Source organism: Paenibacillus humicola (assembly GCF_028826105.1).
GTDB classification, from domain to species: domain Bacteria; phylum Bacillota; class Bacilli; order Paenibacillales; family Paenibacillaceae; genus Paenibacillus_Z; species Paenibacillus_Z humicola.
Genome location: NZ_JAQGPL010000001.1, coordinates 2279214 through 2299150 on the forward strand (window position 1 = coordinate 2279214; position 19937 = coordinate 2299150).

Here is a 19937-nt window from a genome sequence, read left to right on the forward strand (position 1 = left end):
ACGACCAATGAACAAATCAATCAATATTCAGGATACGTTTCTGAACCAATTGCGCAAAGACAGCGTTCCGGTGACGGTCTATTTGACGAACGGGTTCCAAATTCGCGGCGTCATTAAAGCGTTCGACAACTTTACGATCGTCATTGACAGCGAAGGTCGTCAGCAAATGGTGTACAAGCATGCCATTTCGACGTTTACCCCGCAGCGAAACGTCTCGCTTATGCAGCAGGAACCGTCCCACGACGCCTGATCCAAAGCGCTGACATCGTCAAGTACGGACTGGCAGCGGACCGCGCGATGAAACTTTTTCAGCGCGCGGTTCGTTAATTGAATAGCGGCGCGAAGCAGCAACCCGCTTTCGAGCTGGGTTGCTTTTTCGTTCCGGCGCTTAATCGGGCGCTGTTTCAAAACGGCCGGCGGAGTTTAGTTGAATCTCGGGCACAGAGAAACGGGACCTGGCTCCCGCGGCAGGTTAGGAGGGGGATCGGCTATGGCTGATGGACCGCGCAACAAGAGCAAAAACGCGCCAGGGGCGCAAACGAACCGAAAAAAGAACACCAAGAAGGGGAAAAAGCGTTTTACGGTGCGAAAGCTGGCCGTCTGGCTGTTTTTCACGGCCGCCGTCGCCGTCATTTGCGGCATTATCGGCTATTTGCTCGTCATTTTGAACGGGCAGCGCATTCTGAGCGAAAACGCGAACAAATTCGAGCTTCCCGAAACGTCCATCATTTACGACACAAACGGCAAAGAAGTGACGAAGCTGTTTGTGGAAAACCGCGAGAACGTCGAGTTCAAGGACATTCCGAAGCAGCTGCAGGAGGCGTTTATCGCTACCGAGGACCGGCGCTTCGAAGAGCACTCCGGCATCGACCTGTGGTCGATCGGGCGCGCGCTCGTCAAGGACGTCGTGTCGCGAAGCGCCGCCGAAGGCGGCAGTACGATTACGCAGCAGCTGGCCAAAAACCTGTTTTTGTCGCAGGATAAAACGCTCTTCCGCAAAGCGACGGAGGCGTCGATCGCCGTCGCCCTGGAAAACCGCTATTCGAAAGACGAAATTTTGACGATGTACCTGAACCGGATTTACTTCGGCAAGGGGGCATACGGCGTCAAAGCGGCCGCCAAGGTATATTTCAACACGTCGCTGGATCAGTTGAAGCTGTGGCAAATCGCCACGCTCGCGGGCATTCCGAGGGCGCCGTCCACGTACAATCCGATCGACAATCCGGAAAAATCGATGGAGCGGCGCGCGGTCGTGCTCAAGCTGATGCTCGATCAGGGCTACATTACGCAGCAGGAATACGAGCAGGCGAAGGCGCAGGTCTATGACGCGGATATGTTCTCGAAGCCGAATACGCAGGTGTACGCCTCGTTCGTCGACTTTGCGGTCAACGAAGCCGAGGAGCGAACCGGCCTCAGCGAGGAGCAGCTGCGCGCCGGCGGCTATAAAATCTACACGACGCTGAATACGAAGGCGCAGTCGGTGATGGAGAAGGAATTCGCCGACGATAAAAATTTCGAGAAAAGCGTGGACAATCAGCAGGTGCAGGGCGCTATGATTATCGTCGATCACCGCGACGGCAATATCCAGGCGCTCGTCGGCGGACGGGACTACCAGAAGAAAGGGCTCGACCGCGTGCTGGTGCCGCGCCAGCCGGGCTCCGGCTTCAAGCCGGTAACCGTCTACGGCCCGGCCATCGATACGGGCGACTGGTACCCGTGGTCGATCGTGCAGGATACGAAAACCTGTTACGGCAGCTATTGTCCGAGCGATTCCAATGCGAACAAATATCTCGGCCCGATCACGATCCGCCAGTCGATCAAGGAATCGCGCAACGCTTCGGCGGTATGGCTGCTGAATCAGATCGGCATCACAAAAGGGCTCGATTTCGCCGACCGGCTCGGCTTCAAGCTGGATAAAAAGAACGACCGCAATCTCGCGATCGCGCTGGGCGGCCTGACCCAAGGCGTCACCCCGCTCCAAATGGTGACGGCTTACAGCGCATTTGCCAACGGCGGCAAGTCGGTAGACCCGCACAGCATCGTGAAAATTACGGACAGTCAGGGCCGATCGGTTTATCAATACGATCCGCCGGCTCCTAAGCAGCTGATGAAGCCGTCCACGGCCTGGTATATGACCGACATTATGCAGGGCGTGGTCGAAAAAGGCGGCACCGGCACGCAGGCGAGAATCGACCGGCCGGTCGCCGGCAAGACGGGGACGACGCAGCACGGCATCCCGAACTTTCACTCGAGCTATAACCGCGATGCCTGGTTTTCCGGATTTACGCCGGAATGGACGGCGGTCGTTTGGATGGGCTACGACAAGACGGATAAGCAGCATTTGCTGAAGAAAAGCAGCTCCCAGTCGGCCGCGATGTGGGGCAAGGTGATGGAAGAAGCGATGAAGGGGATGCCGGTCGAAAGCTTCAAGAAACCGGCCGGCGTCCAGGACAAACAGCCGATTCCGGCCGTAACGGATTTCTCCGCCGTCTACGACGAAGCCAGCAAAGCCGTCAAGCTGTCGTGGACGCCGCCGGAGGGCAATTTCAACAACCTGACGTACCGCGTGTACCGCAAGGAAGCCGGCGAGACGGAGTTCACGAGAGTGCTCGATGCGCTCTCTGCGACCGGCGTCGACGATATGAGCGTAGCGCCGGGGATGACGTACGAATACTACGTCACGGCTTACGACGCCCAGGACGATGTCGAAAGCGCGTCTTCGCAGCATGCCGGTCTGACGATTCCGGCGGAGCAGCTGAATCCGCCGCCGCCTGGCGATGGAACCGGAGTCCCCGGTGACGGAACCGGCGTGCCGGGCGACGGATCCGGCGTCCCCGGCGATGGCGGCCAACTGCCGAACGGAGACGGGCAGCAGCCGGGCGGAGACGGACAGCAGCCGGATGGCGGCGGTCTGTTCCCGGGCGGGGACGGCCAGCCGCCGGGCGATAACGGCGGCCAGGGCGGCCAGCCCGGCGACGGAACCGGGCAGCCCGGCGGGGACGGCGGCGGCGGTTCCGCCGGCGGAAGCGGAGACGGCGGTTCCCCGCCGCCTCCCGGTCAGAACGGCGGGACGCCGAATGACGGTTCCGTACCGCAGAACGGAGGCGGTGCGCCGAACGGCAGCACCGGCACCGGAAACGGCTTCAGCTCCGGCACAAGCGGGACCGGCGGATCCGGAACGACGAACGGGCCCGGAACTGGAGGAGCCGGGGGCATTACGTTCGGCACGGGCGGCTAGCAGGCTTCGCCGCACGAAATGTGCCGCGCAGCCGGTATAGCCCGGCCGGCTTCCGGCGAGTGCCGTGCCGGCCTCGTCTTGGACCGGCGGAGCAAAAAGAATCGAACATGACGTGCAAGAAATGCAAGCGTCTTTCATATGCTATACAAAGAAGAGGGGAGAGCGGCCAAAGCTCTCCTTTCTGCCATTTTTGCCGTTTCGCCCTGCGGGAGAGCCGCCGGATTTTACGCATACCGGCTTGCGATCGCTTCGAATTTTGCCCCCGAGTGGAGATCACCGTTAAGTTGTGGTAAAGTTTTGGATACAATCCCTTGTTGATCAGTTAGTTTCGATCCTAACGGAAAGGTCGTTCCGTATGAAGCGAAAATTTTCTGACCGTGCCAATTGGCGGCGCATCTTGCGCAGAAGCTACACCTGTCTGGCGATGGACGGCGATGAGTTCAAAGGGCTCGTGACGCTGTACCGGATCCATGAATTGCGGGAACCGCTTTGGAAGGAATATAACGGACGCCGGCTGTGTCTGGCCGACCGCGGCTATTTGTGGATGCAGCATTTTCCGCGCGGTGAGCATTTCGTCGTGACCACGATGTTTGATGACAAGAACCGTGTCGTCCAGTGGTACATCGATATTTGCAAAACGCAGGGGCTGACCGACCAGCAGGTGCCGTGGTTTGACGATTTGTACCTGGACGTGGTCGTGCTGCCGAGCGGCGAAGTGTTCCTGCTCGACGAAGACGAGCTCGAGGATGCTGTGCGGCAGGGGACGCTCAGCAGCAAGGACGCGGCGCTGGCGAAGAAGACGGCGGGCCGTTTGATGTCCTCGATCAAGAGCGGCCGGTTCCGTTATTTTACGCTCAGCCTGAAGCATCGCAAGACGCTTGCCGCCCAAAGCGGCGAGGTCAGCGAGTCGTGAGTGCCGCTCCCGCAAAGCCGAAAGCTCGCAGCGGCGGGAAGTCGGACGCGCCAGGCGGCGGCAGGCCGAAAGCGCCTGGCGGTGTGAAGCCGAAAGCGCCGGGCGGAGCCAAACCGAAAGCGAGAGGCAAGCGGCGGAAGAAGCGCCGATTCCGGCCGGCCGCGGCTTTGCTGCGGACCGCCGCCGTCCTTGTCTCGCTCGGCGCGTTCTGGTGTGCCTATTTGCTGTGGGTGATCGCCGGCTACGAGCTGCCGAAGCCGATTCCGAAGGCGGATGCGGCGATCGTGCTGGGGGCGGCGCTCTGGAACGACGTGCCGAGCCCGGGGCTGCAGGAGAGGCTTGACCATGCCGCCGAGCTGTACAAGCAGGGAAACGTCGGCTATTTGCTGCTGACCGGCGGTCTCGATCATAACGGCTCCCGCCTGACCGAAGCGGAAGGCATGCGCGATTATTTGCTGAAGAAGGGAATCCCGAAGGGCAGGCTGGTGCTGGAGAACGATGCCCGGAGTACCTATGAGAACCTGAAATTCAGCCAGCCGCTGATCGCGAAGCACGGCTGGACAAGCGTGGTCATCGTGACGCACGATTATCACGCGCCGCGCGCCGCCGAAATCGCCCGTTACCTGCATTACAAGCCGGATACCGCCGTCCTCGGCTACAAGTCGAAGGTGCTGCCGCTAGCGCAGCAGCAGCTGCGCGAGGTGCTGGCTTTTACGAAATGGAAGCTGGACTCCGTCCTGCTCCGGTTCGGGCTTCAAACGCCCGATGCCTTCTTTTGACGCTCCTTTGCCGCAAATCTGTTAATATGACCGGCTCCGCAGGAATACAATGGAGCAAGCGGTATGCGCTCCGCGGCCGGCTCGTCTGGCAGCCGGCTGCATGTGCGCGCCAAATGATGCGGATGCGAAGGACAGGTGATGGAGCAGATGAACGAACGAGTCGTGAATTCCGGGCAATCCGGCGGCGCAAGACCTTCGCGGCAGATCAACGTAGTGCTTCGAAGCAGCGAATCGGCCGCCCCGGCGAGCGCCGCCGCGCAGACGCTGGAGAGCGAGCCTGCCGCCGTCAGGCAGCTGCCGGCAAACGATCCTTATCTCGATATTCAGCGCGAGCTCGATCCGATGGTCGGCTTGGAAAACGTCAAGCTGCTCGTCTATGAAATTTACGCACTGCTGCAAATCGGACGCATGCGAACGGAAGCCGGATTATCCGGCGGCTCGCACGTCTATCATATGATTTTCCGGGGTAACCCCGGTACGGGCAAAACGACGATCGCCCGCATCGTGGCGAAGCTGTTCAACAAGATGGGCGTACTGTCCAAAGGTCATCTGATCGAAGTCGAGCGTGCCGATCTGGTCGGCGAGTATATCGGCCACACCGCGCAGAAGACGCGCGATCTGGTGCGCAAGGCGCTGGGCGGCGTTTTGTTTGTCGACGAGGCGTACAGCCTCGCGCGCGGAGGCGAGAAGGATTTCGGCAAGGAAGCGATCGATACGCTTGTGAAAGCAATGGAGGATTACCGCAACCAGTTCGTCCTCATTTTGGCCGGTTATCCGCTCGAAATCGAGCATTTTTTGATGACCAATCCGGGCCTGCCTTCGCGGTTTCCGATTCAAATCGATTTTCCGGACTATTCGATCGATCAGCTGATCCAGATTTCCGAGCTGATGGCCAAAGAACGCGATTATACGCTGATGCCGCAGGCGCTATTCAAACTCCGCCAGCATTTGCTGCAGGAGAAAACGGCCTCGCTGTACGCCTTCAGCAACGCGCGGTACGTCCGCAACATCATCGAGAAGGCGTTCCGCCATCAGGCGGTGCGGCTGCTGCAGCAATACCCTTCGGGCTCGCCGGGCAAGCAGGAACTGATGTCGATCCGGCCGGAGGATTTGCGGTGGGAGACGAAATAAAGGCTATTTTGGACATGGAAAGGGGCAACCACAAGCCGGATGCGACCGACAACATACGATACGGAGGACGGGCTGCGGGACCGCGCCATTTTGGTCAGCCTGGTAACGCCCGATATTCGAAGAGGGTCCGCCGATCCCGAGCATTCGCTGCAGGAGCTGGTCCGTTTGGCCGAAACGGCCGGCGTCGAGGTGCTGACCAGCCTGACGCAGCATAAGGAATCGCCCGACTCGAAATGGTTTATCGGCAAAGGCAAAGCGGGCGAGGTCCGGGCGCTGGCGGAGGAGCTCGGCGCAACGACCGCAATATTCGACCAAGAACTGTCCGGCGCCCAAGTACGCAATTTGGAACAGACGCTCGACTTGAAAATCATCGACCGCACGCAGCTGATCCTCGATATATTCGCCCAGCGCGCCAAGACGCGCGAAGGCATTATCCAGGTCGAGCTGGCGCAGCTCAGCTATCTGCTTCCGCGGCTGTCCGGACACGGCAAAAATTTGTCGCGCCTCGGCGGCGGAATCGGGACGCGCGGTCCGGGCGAATCGAAGCTGGAGATGGACCGGCGCCATATTAGACGCCGGATTTCCGATTTGAAGGCGCTGCTGGACGAGGTCGTCCGGCACCGCAATCTGCACCGCGAACGGCGAAAAAAATCGGGCGTGCAGCAGGTCGCGCTCGTCGGCTATACGAACGCCGGCAAGTCGACGCTGCTGCGCGAGCTGACGAAAGCCGACGTGTACGTCGAAAACCAGCTGTTCGCCACGCTCGATCCGACCTCGCGGACGCTCGAGCTGCCGAGCGGCAAGGAAGTGATTCTGACCGACACGGTCGGCTTCATTCAAAATCTGCCGCACGATCTGATCGCAGCTTTCCGCGCGACGCTGGAAGAGGTGAACGAGGCGGACCTCATTCTTCACGTCGTGGACAGCTCGTCTCCGATGCGCGATGAGCAAATTTCGGTCGTCGAGGAGATTTTAGGCGATCTCGGCGCTTCAGGGAAGCCGCAGCTGACCCTTTTCAATAAAATCGACTTGAGCGGCGGGCCGGCGCTCGGGCTGCTTCCGGCTGCCGGACCGGATTCGATGGCGCTCAGCGCGTTCTCCGCGGACGATCTGCTGCGGCTGAGGCAGGCGATTCAGGACAAGCTGACGGGCGATACGCGCACGTTCGTTTTTCCGGCGGAGCGGGGCGATCTCATTGCGCTCGCTTACAGGACCGGCGAAGTCGTCGGACAGGAGATCGAAGGGGATACGCTGCGCATGACGGTGCAGCTGAACAAGCAGGATTTCGAGGTGCACGGCTACAGGCTGGAAGCCTATATCGAGCCGCGATAGTTTGCGATTGACGAGAAGGTAAGAGGGGACAACGCGAGTGGAACAGCAAAGCCATTGGAATACGCTTCTGCAGTGGGCGGAGGCGGCAGAGGAAGAGGTGCTCGGTTCGTTCCGGGAGCTCGATAAAACGGCGGAACACAATCAGTGGAAGGTGATCCGCGCATTCCAGCGCCATAAGGTAAGCGATTTTCATTTTAGCGGATCGACGGGCTACGGCTATAACGATTCCGGACGCGAGGTGCTCGATCTCGTCTTCGCCGACGTATTCGGCGCCGAGGCGGCGCTTGTGCGTCCGCATTTCGTCTCGGGGACGCATACGATCTGCTGCGCTCTGTTTGGCCTGCTGCGCCCGGGGGATGAGCTGCTGTACATCACGGGACGTCCGTACGATACGCTTCATAAGGTGATCGGCAAGCCCGGGGACGGAACAGGCTCGCTGCAGGATTTCGGCATCGGTTATGCCGAGGTTCCGCTTCGCGAGGACGGGGGCGTCGACTGGGACGGCGTCGCCGCCCGGATGAACGGGCGGACGAAAGTCGTCGGCATTCAGCGTTCGCGCGGCTATGACTGGCGCTCATCGTTTACGGTGGACGAAATCGGGGAAATGGTGCGGCGGGTGAAAGCGATCCGGCCTGACGTGCTCGTGTTCGTCGACAACTGCTACGGAGAATTTACGGAACGGCTCGAGCCGACGGAGGCCGGAGCCGACCTCATCGCCGGCTCGCTGATCAAAAACCCCGGCGGCGGTCTCGCGCCGACCGGCGGCTATGTCGCCGGAACGAAGGAAGCGGTGGAGCTGGCCGCTTTCCGGCTGACCGCGCCGGGCATCGGCGGCGAGGTCGGGGCGACGCTGGGGACGCTGCGCGCCATGTACCAGGGGCTGTTTCTGGCCCCGCATCTGGTCGGACAAGCACTGAAAGGAAGCGTTTTTGCCGCGGCGATGTTCGAGCGTCTCGGCTTCGAGACGAAACCGAGCCGGGACGAGGTGCGCACCGATTTGATCCAGGCGGTCCGGTTTACGTGCAGCGAGCAGCTGATCGCGTTCGTTCAGGGTGTGCAGCGGGCGGCGGCGGTCGACGCCCACGTCGTGCCGGAGCCTTGGGCGATGCCGGGCTACGAGCATCCCGTTATTATGGCAGCGGGCACGTTCATGCAGGGCGGCAGCCTCGAGCTGTCGGCGGACGCGCCGGTCCGCGAGCCCTATATCGCTTATATGCAGGGAGGGCTTACATATGCCCATGCCAAATTCGGCGTCCTGAACGCACTGCAAGCGCTTGCGGAGCGAGAGCTGATTGTGATTAAACCTTACATAACTTGACATGTTTTTGGCAGCGGGGTACAATAGGGGCATACAATCCGATATTGGAAGGTTGATGCTGCATGGGTGACGATATACGCAGAAATATGGCGCTTTTCCCGATCGGCATCGTCATGAAGCTGACGGACCTGACCGCGCGGCAGATCCGTTATTACGAGCAGCACGAGCTGATTGTGCCGGCGCGAACGTCCGGCAATCAGCGGCTGTTTTCCTTCAACGATGTGGAGAGGCTGCTCGAGATCAAGTCGCTGATCGAGAAAGGCGTAAATATCGCAGGAATTAAGCAGGTCATGAATCCGGTTTCGAAGGAATCGGAAGAAGCGACCGTTATGAGCGAGCAATCGGAAGTGAAACGGCGCGAGCTGTCCGACGCGCAGCTGCACCGTCTGCTGAAGCAGGAGCTTCTGGAGAAGAGACCGGGCAAGGCCTCGCTTATTCAAGGCCAGCTGTCCCGTTTCTATAACAGAAAATGACACCTTACACCTTCGAAGGAGATGATACCGTGAGCTATACAAAAGATGACATTATGCGCATCGCCCAGGAACAGAACGTCCGGTTTATCCGACTGCAGTTCACCGATCTGCTCGGGACGGTCAAGAATGTGGAAATCCCGGTCAGCCAATTGCCGAAAGCGCTCGATAACAAAATGATGTTTGACGGTTCTTCCATTGAAGGTTACGTCCGCATCGAAGAATCCGACATGTACCTGTACCCGGACCTGAGCACATGGGTTGTATTCCCATGGGTAACGGAAGACCGGGTCGCCCGGCTGATTTGCGATATCTATATGCCGGACGGCACGCCGTTTGCCGGCGATCCGCGGGGTATTTTGAAGCGCGCGCTGAAGGAAGCGGACGAGCTTGGCTTCACCGCGATGAACGTCGGCCCCGAGCCGGAATTTTTCCTGTTCAAAACCGACGAGAAAGGCGAGCCGACGACGGAGCTGAACGATCAGGGCGGTTATTTCGATCTCGCGCCGACCGATCTCGGCGAGAATTGCCGCCGGGAGATCGTGCTGACGCTCGAGGAGATGGGCTTTGAAATCGAAGCCTCCCACCACGAAGTTGCGCCCGGCCAGCACGAGATCGACTTTAAATACGCGGATGCCGTCAAAGCGGCGGATCAAATCCAGACGTTCAAGCTCGTCGTGAAGACGGTCGCCCGCCAGCACGGTCTGCATGCGTCGTTTATGCCGAAGCCGCTGTTCGGCGTGAACGGGTCGGGGATGCACTGCCACCAGTCGCTTTTCCGCGGCAACGACAACGCGTTTTTCGACGAAAACGACAAGCTCGGCCTCAGCCATACGGCTCGTCAATATATGGCCGGCGTCCTGCGCCACGCGCGCGGCTTCGCCGCCATTACGAATCCGACGATCAATTCGTACAAGCGTCTGGTGCCAGGCTATGAGGCGCCGTGCTACGTCGCCTGGTCGGCCAGCAACCGCAGCCCGATGATCCGCATCCCGGCTTCGCGCGGGCTCAGCACGCGTATCGAGGTGCGCAACCCGGATCCGGCCGCAAACCCGTATCTTGCGCTGGCCGTCATGCTGAAAGCCGGTCTGGACGGCATCCGCAACAAAATGCAGCTGCCGACGCCGATCGACCGAAATATTTACGTCATGACGGATGAAGAGCGGATCGACGAAGGAATCCCAAGCCTTCCGGTCGACCTGAAGGAAGCGCTGGACGAATTGCTGCGCGATGAAGTGGTGTGCGATGCACTTGGCGATCATGCGCTTGCGCATTTCTATGAGCTGAAGGAAATCGAGTGGGATATGTACCGCACGCAGGTCCATCAGTGGGAACGCGATCAATATTTGACGCTGTATTAATGCGAAACAACGAAAAACCCTTTGGCGCCTGGCGCCAAAGGGTTTTTTTGTGTAACGGCGGGCTGCGTGTTATGCTCCGCACGGGGAGTCTTTCCATGGCATACGATGCACCAAAAGGATGGAGGCGGTGCTCGTAAGATGGCCAAGTCAAACAAGCAGGCAGGCTTTCGGCTTCCCCCGGCGGTTCTGCGGAGAACGGCCGCTTATTTAGTCCCGTTTTACCGGAAAATCGCTGCGGACCGCACGTTTGCCTGCCGGTGGTCGGCTGCCGTTCGGGGTCTGGACCCGGACCGCATGCAGCGGCTTTTGAAATCCGTCGTTCCGCGGGCGCGGCTGGACGGTTTGTCCACAAACGGAATCGGCTATTTTATCGACTTTGCGTTTCCGGCGCCGGTGCTTCAGTATTCATGCGGCACGTCGATTCCGCCCGGTAAAGCCCGGTTTGCGTTTCCCGCTCCGGCCCACCGGAAAATCGCCGCAGCCGTGCTCCCGTTTTACAGAGCGCTGTCTTGTTCGCCGGGTTACGCAGCGGCAATCGCAAAATCGGTTCGGGAAGGCCGGCGGGAGGCGCTTTCCCGGCTGGTGCGCTTATATGTCCGATCGGCGGCGCTCCGTTCGGCGGATGTCGACGCCGCCGGCATCCGCCTTGTGTTTCGGTTTACAACGGGCAAATATGAATACGACCACCTGCTGTACCGCGATATTCCCGACTGATGGCGTCCGAAGAACAAGAAAAGGGAGCCTTGAAGCGATTCCGACTGGAATCGTGTCAAGGCTCCCTTTTTTTCACGTGGATTCCGAGCGATCCGTGCGCCGAGGCGTTTCTTTCTTCCCCTCGCCATGCTGTCCTCGCGCTAGTGAATATCGCGGAACAGGCCGACGACTTTGCCCAAAATCGTCACGTTCCGCAAACGAATCGGTTCCATCGTCGGATTTTCCGGCTGCAGCCGGATATGATCCTTCTCTTTGTAGAAGGTTTTGACCGTTGCTTCGTCGTCCTCCGTCATGGCGACGACGATTTCTCCGTTGTTGGCGGTTTGCTGCTGGCGGACGATAACGTAATCGCCGTTCAATATGCCCGCTTCGATCATGCTTTCGCCAATGACGTTCAGAATAAAAAGGTTGTCGTCTCCGACCTTGCTCGCCGGAAGCGGAAAATAATCCTCGATGTTCTCGGTGGCCGTAATCGGAAGGCCGGCCGTTACTTTCCCGACGACGGGCACCTTGGCGACGGTCAGCGGGAAAGCGAGCTCCGACTCGTCCGAATCCAGTATTTCAATCGCCCGCGGCTTCGTCGGGTCGCGGCGGATCAGCCCTTTCTTCTCCAGACGATCCAGATGCCCGTGTACGGTGGAGCTGGAAGCAAGGCCGACCGCTTCGCCGATTTCCCGGACGGAAGGCGGGTAACCTTTCTCCCGGACCTCGGTTTTAATAAATTCGAGTATCGCCTGCTGGCGGTTGGAAAGTTTCGACACCTGAATCACTCCAATGGTTCATTTGTGTCAAATTATAACACAGAACCGGAGTTCGTACAAACATAAGTTCGAGAAAACAAAGGTTCGCATCAGCCTGCGAACAGACGTTCTAAAATGGTATTGACTCCAAACATGCGTTCGTGTTATTGTTGGTTTAACAAATAACAGAACAAACGTTTGGGGTGTTGCGGAATGATGACGACTATTTCAACGTATTCGAATACGCAGGGCAAGCGTGCGGCTGCGAACGGCACACGGGAAGTGCAGCGGAGGCTGGACGGAGCGCCGAAGGCAAACGTAAGAAGCGTGGAGCGGCTTATGATGAAGTTTGCCATCGCGGGGCTGCTCGTTATTTTATTGTTTTCAGGCTTGACGCTCATGCGCACGGATGCGAGCGGCGAACGGCCTGCCGCGCCGACGGCGCAGGAGAGGGTCATTGTCGTCGGAGCGGGCGATACGCTGTGGTCGATTGCCGGCACGCTCCGGCATGAAGGCGAAGACGTCAGGCAAATCGTTTACGAGCTGAAGGAACGGAACAATTTGCGGTCAAGCGTCATTCGCGCAGGGCAGACGTTAATCGTTCCCGCGGATTGATTTCCGGTCCCGGTACACGCCATCGCATTCCGGTTTGGCTGCATGTTTATGAATCGCCCTCGCCTGAGCCTGTCCGGCTTCACGGTGACGGGCGATTTTTGTCTCTCAATCGCGGCATGCGGGCGTTTCGCGTGTAGTGAAGCCTTCTTGACAATGGTAGAATAAAAATGTCAAAGTAAAAGACGGAATGTTCGCTTGCTGGCCAGAAAGGAGCGATGGGAAATGGGAAAGCTGATCGATCGGATCAACGAGCTGTCGCGCAAGCAGAAAACGGTCGGTTTGACGGCCGAGGAAGCTGCCGAACAAGGCGAGCTGCGCCGTAAATATTTGGACAATTTCAGACGGAATTTCCGCAATCAGCTCGATGCGATCAAATGGGCCGAGGACGAGGATGGAGACTCCACGATCAAGCACTGACGCCGCGGCTTCGGCAGCATCTCATTTTATCATCCGGCAAACCGCAGAGGGACTTCGAAGTCCCTCCGGACGGCCGGCGGTTTTTCATGAGAAGGAGGAGAAGAGAAGATGGAATATCGGCTGCTTGGACGAAGCGGACTTGCCGTTTCGGAGCTTTGCCTGGGTACGATGTCGTTCGGAAATACGACCAGTGAGAGCGATTCGATCGAGATGGTTCACCGTTTCCTCGACCGGGGCGGCAATTTTCTCGATACGGCAAACGTGTACGTTGCGGGACGGTCGGAGGAAATCGTCGGCAAGGCGATCAAGGACCGCCGCTCGCAGGTCGTGCTCGCGACGAAGGTGCGCTTCGCCACCGCGGATCATCCGAACGGGGTCGGCGTATCGCGCAAGCATATTATGGATTGTGTCGAAGCCAGTTTAAAACGGCTCGATACGGATTATATCGATCTTTATCAGGTTCACGTCTGGGATCATGCAACGCCGATCGAAGAAACGCTGCGCGCGCTGGACGATCTCGTCACGGCCGGCAAAGTCCGCTATATCGGCTGCTCGAATTTTTATTCCTGGCAGCTGATGAAATCGCTTGCCGTCAGCGATGCCAACCGCTATGTACGCTTCGTTTCGCTCCAGCCGCAGTACAGCCTGGTCAGCCGCGAAATGGACCGCGAAATGATGCCGCTTTGCCTCGAGGAGAACGTCGGCGTTATTCCGTGGGCGCCGATTGGCGGCGGATTTTTGACCGGACGCTACACCCGGGAGGAGCCGGTCTCCGGGCGCCTGACCGCGAAGACGGGCGAAAGCTCGTGGGCGCTGCGCGCGAACGAGCATAATTTCGAGGTGCTGGATGCGGTGCTTGCCGCGGCGAAGGAGCTGGGGAAAACGCCCGCCCAGGTCGCGCTCAATTGGCTGATCCACCGCAAAGGCATTACGTCGCCGATATTCGGCGCGAGCACGCTGGAGCAGTATGAGGACAACATCGGGGCGGCCGGCTGGAAAATGCCGCAGGAAACGTGGGACAAGCTTGACGCCGTCAGCGCGCTTCCTTCGGAATATCCGAAACGGTTCATCGCGAAATTCGAGCGCCCGATCGAACGTCAGTGGTAAAGAAGCTTAAAGCAGTTTGAGGGGGAGCATACGTGTCTCGTTCCTGGGAACGCAAGGTTCAGAAAAACCAAAAACAAATTAACGTGCGGCGCAAGAAGATGGGCCAGTCGCCGATCCAATTCGGCCAAGGCGCGTCCGATCCTTCCGATACGTACAAAGGACGCAGCCTGTTGCTGCCTGCGTTACTGGTCCTGTTTGCGATTTTGTACGTCATCCTTTACATTGGCAGCCAGATGAACCAGATGTTCTGGTTTACGATCGCTTGTTACCTCGTGCTGGCGGGCCTGTTATTTCTTAGGCGCCCCTACCTGACGGTCGGCAAGGATTTTCTTCGGACGCGCCGCTTCGGCGGAGACCGGACGGTTTACCAGGACAACATCAAATCGATAACAGCCCAGAAGGGGTATGTCATCGTCGGCCAGAACAAAGGCGGGAACTGGGTGTTCTCCAAGCTGATCAACCGGTACCCGACGGAAGCGATGACGGAACGACTGCGCACGTTCGCCGCAGTTCACCGCATCCCTTTCGAAGAGAAATGATATGGAGTGGAGCATAAGCGATGGCGAAGAAAAAGGCGGTACTATTCGATCTGGACGATACGCTGCTTTGGGACGACCGAAGTGTGAAGGAAGCGTTCCAGGCGACCTGCGCGGCTGCGGCGGAGAAAACGGGCGTCGATCCGGACGCCCTTGAGGAAGCGGTGCGCCGCGAAGCCCGGTCATTATACGAATCGTATGAAACGTTCCCGTTCACAAAAATGATCGGCATCAATCCGTTCGAAGGGCTTTGGGCCAATTTCACCCAGGGCGAACAGGAACAATTCCGCAAGCTGGAGCGGTTGGCGCCCGGGTACCGCCGCGAGTCCTGGACGCGCGGGCTGCGTGCACTCGGCGTGAACGACGAGGAGCTCGGCGCGGAGCTGGCCGAACGGTTCCCGGCGGAACGGCGCAAACGGCCGATCGTCTATGACGAGACGTTCCGCGTGCTGGACAAGCTGAAGGGCCGCTTCAAGCTCCTGCTGCTGACGAACGGTTCGCCGGATTTGCAGCTGGAGAAGCTGGCGGGCGTACCGGACTTGGCACCGTATTTCGATCATATTGTCATTTCCGGCCAATTCGGCGAAGGAAAGCCGGCCGCCTCGATTTTCCGTCATGCGCTGGATCGGCTCGGTGTTCAGCCGGAGGAGGGCATTATGGTCGGTGACAAGCTGACGACGGACATTTTAGGCGCCAATACGATCGGCATGACTTCCGTCTGGATTAACCGTCACGGCGTGCAGCACACCGGCGAAATCGTGCCTTCGCACGAAATACGGCATTTGGAGGATCTGCTCCCGCTGCTCGGCGAATAACGCATACCGAAAACCCGCCCGGCCGCAGTCAGGCGGGTTTTTCCATTCCCTTTTCCGCGAACGCTGTCCGCCAGCCGAGATTGCCTCCAGCGCTCGTCGACTTGCCTTTTCCGTCAGGGAAGGGGGACGACGGAAACTGCGGCATCCTTCCTCGAATCTTGCGCACGTCGGCTTGCCCTTTCGTCATGAAAAGGGTAGGACGGAGCTGCGGCATCCTCCCCCGAATCTACGTATAGCCGTATTTGCTCATGACGGCGCTGCATTCGGTTTGAATGATGCGGATATCCGCATCGGAAACCGGATTTTTATGGCTTCCCACCTTGTAAGCAAGCGTGAGCTCGATCTCTTCCTCGGTCACGTCCGCCACTTTGGAAATCAGATCGAGCGTTGCCTGGTCGCGGTTAACGAGGTTTTCGTAGACGACCAGGTGGGCTCTCGGATCCTGCTCGGCCAGTTCCAAATAATAGCCGGCATTTTCATTCCATTTGGTCGTGAAATCGCCGATGCGGTTGTACCAGCCGACCGAGCTGCGCCACGTGTCCACGGGATGGCGGACGATCAGCAAAATATCGGCTTCGGGAAAACATTGCCGGAATAACGTCAGCGCCGGCCGGCCGTACCGGACCTCCTTAAAACCGATCCGGTCATGGGTATCCCGGAAAGGAGCGTAAAGCCGGGCGAACAAAGCGCGAACGGAAGCGATTACCGCTTCGTCCACATAGGTGCTTTCCGGCGTCATGTTGGCGATCCACTGGTTGGCGTCTTCCCCGTTGCCGAAGAAAGCCTCGCGTTCACTGCTGCTGTGATCGGAAAAATAACGAATCAGCCGCCCGATGTTCTCGTAATCGTTCAGCACCCCGCCGTGCTCGCCCCAAATCAAGCTTCCACTGCGCCGGTTGCATATCCGCTGGAGCAGGGTCGAACCGGACCGTTGAACGGGCGCCGCAACGATCAGGTGAATCGGTTCGTTTTCGGTTCGTTCCGACATAAGCGAGTTCAGCCTCCTTGTCCGTTCGCGAAATGAAATTCGCTTACAATCTTTTAACCTGTCTGACGGAAGCGGCATACAATGTGGTATCAAGGGAGTGACCGCATGCTGCTTGTATTTGTTCTGGATACGGGAGCCAACGCCCGTTCCCTGCAAATGACGGAACGGCTGGTCCGGTCAGCGCCGATAAACTGCCGGGTCGTCCCGCTCCAACGCGATTTTGCGGCTGCGATGAACCGGGAAATTTTAAGCGGGTATACGGAACCTTTCTTCGTTACGCTGCTGGCGGGGGAGTCCGTGGATGAATCGTTTCTTAGCCAAGCGGATGCGTGGATGCGGCGTGCGGACGACACCGTCGCCGGCTTGCTGCTCAACCCGGAGTCCGGCTGGAATGGAGACGAGAAACGGGACCCGCCGCGGGGACCTGTCGTCTGGCGGACGGAAGCGGTACGGTCCGGGAACGGTCCGGGCTTTGCGACTCTCGACCGGCTGCCGTTCGAACGATATGTACTGCTCGAGCTGCAGTACAGGCTGACTCCGGCATGGCGGTGGAGCGAAATCGCGGCAGACTGCTGGAGCGTCCGGCGCGGATCGAACCCGGGCTGGATGCGGACACGGGAAGAATGGGAGGCGCTGGCGCCCCTATTGGCCGCCAAGCCATCCTCCCAAACCGCCGGCTGCCGCCCGCTGTTCAGCGTCGTCATCTGCACCTACAACGACGCGCCTTATTTGAAATGGGCGATTCGCAGCGTCTTCGTCCAGCAGTGCCCGGATTGGGAGCTAATCATCGTGGACGACGGCTCGCACGATGAAACAGCGCTCATCCTGGAGGCGGAAGCAGCGGATCCCCGCGTAACCGTTCTTCGCAATGAAACGAACCGCGGAAAAGGCTTCAGCCTGAATCGTGCGCTTGCCCATGCAAAAGGAGCATGGCTGGTGGAACTGGATGCCGACGACTGGTTAGCGCCCGACTGCCTTTCCGTATTCGCAGCACATATTCGAAGCGAGAGCGAGAGCGAAAGCGAGCTGCGAACCGGCGCTTATTTTGCCGGTCATTATGAATGGCAGCAGCTTAGCGGCGGACACCAGCCCGTCTACCGCAATATCCGTCAGCCGGCCCGGTTTACGCCTGAAACGTTATTGGAATACGCCGAACCGCTGGCTCCGAGATGCTTCAGCCTATCGGCGCTTCGCGAGCTTGGCGGCTGGCTGGTCTCGGATCCGTTCGGCGGCTCGCTATATGAAGATATACAAATGCTGCTGCGAATGGCGCAATTTTACGCCGTCAAGCGCTCGGACGGGACCCTGTACCACCGCAGGCTTCGTCCGGACAGCGTCACAAGCGTCAACAGGACGTCCTATTCAAGCTGGAAAAAATGGTTTCTGCAAACGGTATGCCGAAGCGGAAACGAATGATACGTCTGCGTAAACGGGCGCGTCAGGCCGGCAGAAACCGGACATATTCGGTATTGACTTCCAGTACGCTTACCTGCGTTCCCGGCGTATAAGCGGAGGGACTGACCTGGACGGTAAAAAATCCTTGGCTGACGCCGGACAGAACACCGGTCACCACCTGCGACATTTGAAACACTTCGACTCGGCGGCCGATAAAGCGCGCCAACGCCTGGGAAAAATCCATCTTTTCACACCTCTTATTCGATAGTCGGTTTACACAAACGAATTGATTTCGGCAACCGGAATGAGTACGATGGCGCCCGACGGCTCGGTAATGGCCACATAATCGTTTCCGACCTCCGTGAGCGTTCCTGTAATCGTACCGGCGTCGGTTTCGATGATGATCGCCGTGCTAATCCGGGAATTCAGCGCATCGCGAAGGCTTTGCGTGATCGGCGGGGCGCTGATGATCGCCTGGATCGAATTGACGTCGCTGCGAAGCTGGTTCGTTATCGCGGTGAGCTGCGAGTAGCCGGATGTCAGCTGCGAGTAGCCCGCGGTGAGCTGCGAATAGCCTGCAGACTGCTGGTCGATCCGGGTACGAAGATCGAGGGCGACCTGGTCGACACGCTGTTGCAGCTGACGGATCAGCGAGAGCAAGGAGATGCCGGGCTTCTTTTTTCGTTTCCGGACGATTTTCCGGCATCGAATGACGGGCTTCGGCTTATGCTTCGGAGGGCATGGGCAAAGCCGAAGCTTTTTCGGTTTCACTTTACATACGGTCACGCAATTCATCTCCCTTTTGTTCCGGTTGCTTGTAACTTATGCTGGACAGATAGGGGGGGAAGCTAGTCTATTTGAAGATGATGAATTCACCCAGACAAGCAAAAAAAGCCGGCGGACGCCTTTTGGAGCGCCTGCCGGCCGCCTTTTACCTGCAGTAAAACATGAACGGTAAACCTATCGTGCCGGATAAACGCCGCCTTTCTCAAGCCTGTTCAGGATATGGGCGAGCGCCACCTTCGCGCGGCTGGTCCAGGAGTTCTTGAAGGCATACCGCTGCCGCATGCGGACCTTCATCTCGTGATTTTCCTCGATCGCTTTCGCCACGGTCTCCGCGGCATTGCCGGCGTCAGCGAAATAGACGAGATTGCGGAATTTTCCGAGCTCCTGCATGTTCGAGGCGACAACCGGCTTGCCGGCCGAAATATATTCGTAAAATTTGACGGGATCGCAGCCGGCGATCATTTCGGTAAGCAGAAAAGGAATCAGGGCCGCGTCGAACCAGCTCAAATACGCCGGCAGCTCGCGGTAAGGCTTCATCCCGAGAAGCGTTACGTTCGGATGCTCGATACTCCGGTTGTACAGCTGGTTTGATCCGATCAGCACCACCGGGAAACAGTCGGCGATCCGGTATACCATTTCCGCATCGAGCCAGGTGTAAATGGCGCCGTAATACCCGACGAGCGGCCGGCCTCCGGTATCCGGCAAATCGGCGGGACGCGGAAGCCTGCCCGCGGCAGGCTTGAAGTGATCGAAATCGGCGCCGTTCGACAATAGAACGGTTGGAACGCCCCGACTCGTATGCTCCCTGAAAATGGCGCCGGACGAAGCGAACGTCAGCTGCGTTTTCTTTTCCATGACCGGGATGATTCCGCTCCAGGCCGAAAACTCGCCGGCAGCCAGGTCGCAGGAGTCGAAAATCGCCAGATCGTGATCGTAGCAGTCGATGAACCAGCCTTGGTTCACCGCGCACCAAAACACCAGCTTGCCTTTTACAAGCGGCTTGAAATCGACGGAACGGTGGATGACCGTGAAATTCGGCAGCTCGGGGAACGGATGATAGACGGGCGTTTCCTGGGGGAACAAATCGGCCGGATTGATAAAGACGACATTCGCGCCCGCCTGGGCGAGCGCCTTCATCATCTGCTGCGGACGCTGATGCATGAATTGATAATCGATCGCAGGGGGATACACGATCGTAAGATCCAGCCCCAAATTTCCCACCTCCTTCAATAATTTCGATAAGGCAGCAGCTTTTCTCATCTTATGACAAACCGTATGCGCG

21 protein-coding genes are annotated in these 19937 nt (G+C 58.6%); 16 read left to right on the forward strand and 5 right to left on the reverse strand.

Annotated elements, in window-relative coordinates; genetic code table 11:
• The first annotated feature begins 7 nt into the window (after window positions 1-7).
• The 10 genes from hfq to PD282_RS10595 all read left to right on the forward strand — a co-directional run bounded on the left by hfq (window position 8) and on the right by PD282_RS10595 (window position 11256).
• Window positions 8-250, forward strand: a complete 243-nt coding sequence (hfq, locus tag PD282_RS10550; protein WP_274650642.1) for an RNA chaperone Hfq — start codon at window positions 8-10, stop codon at window positions 248-250.
• A 240-nt stretch (window positions 251-490) separates the two neighbouring features.
• Window positions 491-3238 carry a penicillin-binding protein 1A gene (locus PD282_RS10555; protein WP_274650643.1) on the forward strand — a complete coding sequence of 916 codons (2748 nt, stop codon included), beginning with the start codon at window positions 491-493 and terminating at the stop codon, window positions 3236-3238.
• Window positions 3239-3593: 355 nt separating this feature from the next.
• Complete coding sequence (locus tag PD282_RS10560; RefSeq protein ID WP_274650644.1) at window positions 3594-4151, forward strand: ribonuclease FAU-1 family protein; 558 nt, start codon at window positions 3594-3596, stop codon at window positions 4149-4151.
• Window positions 4148-4930, forward strand: a complete 783-nt coding sequence (locus PD282_RS10565; protein WP_274650645.1) for a YdcF family protein — start codon at window positions 4148-4150, stop codon at window positions 4928-4930. The genes PD282_RS10560 and PD282_RS10565 overlap by 4 nt, the downstream gene beginning before the upstream one ends.
• A gap of 147 nt (window positions 4931-5077) precedes the next feature.
• Complete coding sequence (locus tag PD282_RS10570) at window positions 5078-6061, forward strand: AAA family ATPase (RefSeq protein ID WP_274650646.1); 984 nt, start codon at window positions 5078-5080, stop codon at window positions 6059-6061.
• Between the two features lie 39 nt (window positions 6062-6100).
• The gene (gene hflX / locus PD282_RS10575) at window positions 6101-7393 is read left to right on the forward strand and encodes a GTPase HflX (protein WP_274650647.1); all 1293 of its coding nucleotides are present in this window, start codon (window positions 6101-6103) and stop codon (window positions 7391-7393) included.
• Window positions 7394-7430: 37 nt separating this feature from the next.
• Window positions 7431-8711 (forward strand): methionine gamma-lyase family protein, encoded by a 1281-nt coding sequence (locus PD282_RS10580; protein WP_274650648.1) that lies wholly within the window; start codon window positions 7431-7433, stop codon window positions 8709-8711.
• A 62-nt stretch (window positions 8712-8773) separates the two neighbouring features.
• Complete coding sequence (locus PD282_RS10585) at window positions 8774-9184, forward strand: MerR family transcriptional regulator (protein ID WP_274650649.1); 411 nt, start codon at window positions 8774-8776, stop codon at window positions 9182-9184.
• A 29-nt stretch (window positions 9185-9213) separates the two neighbouring features.
• Entirely contained in the window at window positions 9214-10542 is a 1329-nt protein-coding gene (gene glnA, locus PD282_RS10590) for a type I glutamate--ammonia ligase (RefSeq protein WP_274650650.1), read from the forward strand.
• A 138-nt stretch (window positions 10543-10680) separates the two neighbouring features.
• Complete coding sequence (locus tag PD282_RS10595) at window positions 10681-11256, forward strand: hypothetical protein (RefSeq protein WP_274650651.1); 576 nt, start codon at window positions 10681-10683, stop codon at window positions 11254-11256.
• 140 nt (window positions 11257-11396) lie between these two features.
• Here the strand turns inward: PD282_RS10595 and lexA are convergent, their stop codons facing one another.
• On the reverse strand, window positions 11397-12017 hold the full coding sequence (gene lexA, locus PD282_RS10600) for a transcriptional repressor LexA (RefSeq protein WP_274650652.1): 621 nt from the start codon (window positions 12015-12017) through the stop codon (window positions 11397-11399).
• A gap of 192 nt (window positions 12018-12209) precedes the next feature.
• Between lexA and PD282_RS10605 the strand changes: the two genes are divergently transcribed.
• From PD282_RS10605 to PD282_RS10625, 5 genes are all read left to right on the forward strand, one after another.
• The gene (locus tag PD282_RS10605; protein WP_274650653.1) at window positions 12210-12611 is read left to right on the forward strand and encodes a LysM peptidoglycan-binding domain-containing protein; all 402 of its coding nucleotides are present in this window, start codon (window positions 12210-12212) and stop codon (window positions 12609-12611) included.
• 222 nt (window positions 12612-12833) lie between these two features.
• On the forward strand, window positions 12834-13028 hold the full coding sequence (locus PD282_RS10610; protein ID WP_274650654.1) for a DUF896 domain-containing protein: 195 nt from the start codon (window positions 12834-12836) through the stop codon (window positions 13026-13028).
• A 108-nt stretch (window positions 13029-13136) separates the two neighbouring features.
• Window positions 13137-14135, forward strand: coding sequence for an aldo/keto reductase (locus PD282_RS10615; RefSeq protein WP_274650655.1), 999 nt, complete (start codon window positions 13137-13139; stop codon window positions 14133-14135).
• A gap of 32 nt (window positions 14136-14167) precedes the next feature.
• Window positions 14168-14674, forward strand: a complete 507-nt coding sequence (locus PD282_RS10620) for a hypothetical protein (protein ID WP_274650656.1) — start codon at window positions 14168-14170, stop codon at window positions 14672-14674.
• A gap of 20 nt (window positions 14675-14694) precedes the next feature.
• Window positions 14695-15486 (forward strand): HAD family hydrolase, encoded by a 792-nt coding sequence (locus PD282_RS10625; protein WP_274650657.1) that lies wholly within the window; start codon window positions 14695-14697, stop codon window positions 15484-15486.
• A gap of 226 nt (window positions 15487-15712) precedes the next feature.
• Here the strand turns inward: PD282_RS10625 and PD282_RS10630 are convergent, their stop codons facing one another.
• Window positions 15713-16474 carry a sulfotransferase gene (locus tag PD282_RS10630; RefSeq protein WP_274650658.1) on the reverse strand — a complete coding sequence of 254 codons (762 nt, stop codon included), beginning with the start codon at window positions 16472-16474 and terminating at the stop codon, window positions 15713-15715.
• A 105-nt stretch (window positions 16475-16579) separates the two neighbouring features.
• On the opposite strand from PD282_RS10630, the gene PD282_RS10635 reads away from it, so the two are divergent.
• The gene (locus PD282_RS10635; protein WP_274650659.1) at window positions 16580-17890 is read left to right on the forward strand and encodes a glycosyltransferase family 2 protein; all 1311 of its coding nucleotides are present in this window, start codon (window positions 16580-16582) and stop codon (window positions 17888-17890) included.
• A 22-nt stretch (window positions 17891-17912) separates the two neighbouring features.
• Here PD282_RS10635 and PD282_RS10640 read toward each other — a convergent pair whose 3' ends face one another.
• From PD282_RS10640 to PD282_RS10650, 3 genes are all read right to left on the reverse strand, one after another.
• Window positions 17913-18113 (reverse strand): hypothetical protein, encoded by a 201-nt coding sequence (locus tag PD282_RS10640; RefSeq protein ID WP_274650660.1) that lies wholly within the window; start codon window positions 18111-18113, stop codon window positions 17913-17915.
• Window positions 18114-18142: 29 nt separating this feature from the next.
• Window positions 18143-18655 carry a DUF2642 domain-containing protein gene (locus PD282_RS10645; protein ID WP_274650661.1) on the reverse strand — a complete coding sequence of 171 codons (513 nt, stop codon included), beginning with the start codon at window positions 18653-18655 and terminating at the stop codon, window positions 18143-18145.
• A 174-nt stretch (window positions 18656-18829) separates the two neighbouring features.
• Entirely contained in the window at window positions 18830-19867 is a 1038-nt protein-coding gene (locus PD282_RS10650) for a glycosyltransferase (RefSeq protein WP_274650662.1), read from the reverse strand.
• Window positions 19868-19937 lie beyond the last annotated feature (70 nt).

What these genes read in the sequence shown, in the direction of transcription:
- hfq (WP_274650642.1), top strand. Translation starts at nt 8, where the DNA reads ATGAACAAATCAATCAATATTCAGGATACGTTTCTGAACCAATTGCGC.
- PD282_RS10555 (WP_274650643.1), top strand. Translation starts at nt 491, where the DNA reads ATGGCTGATGGACCGCGCAACAAGAGCAAAAACGCGCCAGGGGCGCAA.
- PD282_RS10560 (WP_274650644.1), top strand. Translation starts at nt 3,594, where the DNA reads ATGAAGCGAAAATTTTCTGACCGTGCCAATTGGCGGCGCATCTTGCGC.
- PD282_RS10570 (WP_274650646.1), top strand. Translation starts at nt 5,078, where the DNA reads ATGAACGAACGAGTCGTGAATTCCGGGCAATCCGGCGGCGCAAGACCT.
- hflX (WP_274650647.1), top strand. Translation starts at nt 6,101, where the DNA reads ATGCGACCGACAACATACGATACGGAGGACGGGCTGCGGGACCGCGCC.
- PD282_RS10585 (WP_274650649.1), top strand. Translation starts at nt 8,774, where the DNA reads ATGGGTGACGATATACGCAGAAATATGGCGCTTTTCCCGATCGGCATC.
- PD282_RS10595 (WP_274650651.1), top strand. Translation starts at nt 10,681, where the DNA reads ATGGCCAAGTCAAACAAGCAGGCAGGCTTTCGGCTTCCCCCGGCGGTT.
- PD282_RS10605 (WP_274650653.1), top strand. Translation starts at nt 12,210, where the DNA reads ATGATGACGACTATTTCAACGTATTCGAATACGCAGGGCAAGCGTGCG.
- PD282_RS10610 (WP_274650654.1), top strand. Translation starts at nt 12,834, where the DNA reads ATGGGAAAGCTGATCGATCGGATCAACGAGCTGTCGCGCAAGCAGAAA.
- PD282_RS10615 (WP_274650655.1), top strand. Translation starts at nt 13,137, where the DNA reads ATGGAATATCGGCTGCTTGGACGAAGCGGACTTGCCGTTTCGGAGCTT.
- PD282_RS10625 (WP_274650657.1), top strand. Translation starts at nt 14,695, where the DNA reads ATGGCGAAGAAAAAGGCGGTACTATTCGATCTGGACGATACGCTGCTT.
- PD282_RS10630 (WP_274650658.1), bottom strand. Translation starts at nt 16,474, where the DNA reads ATGTCGGAACGAACCGAAAACGAACCGATTCACCTGATCGTTGCGGCG.
- PD282_RS10635 (WP_274650659.1), top strand. Translation starts at nt 16,580, where the DNA reads ATGCTGCTTGTATTTGTTCTGGATACGGGAGCCAACGCCCGTTCCCTG.
- PD282_RS10640 (WP_274650660.1), bottom strand. Translation starts at nt 18,113, where the DNA reads ATGGATTTTTCCCAGGCGTTGGCGCGCTTTATCGGCCGCCGAGTCGAA.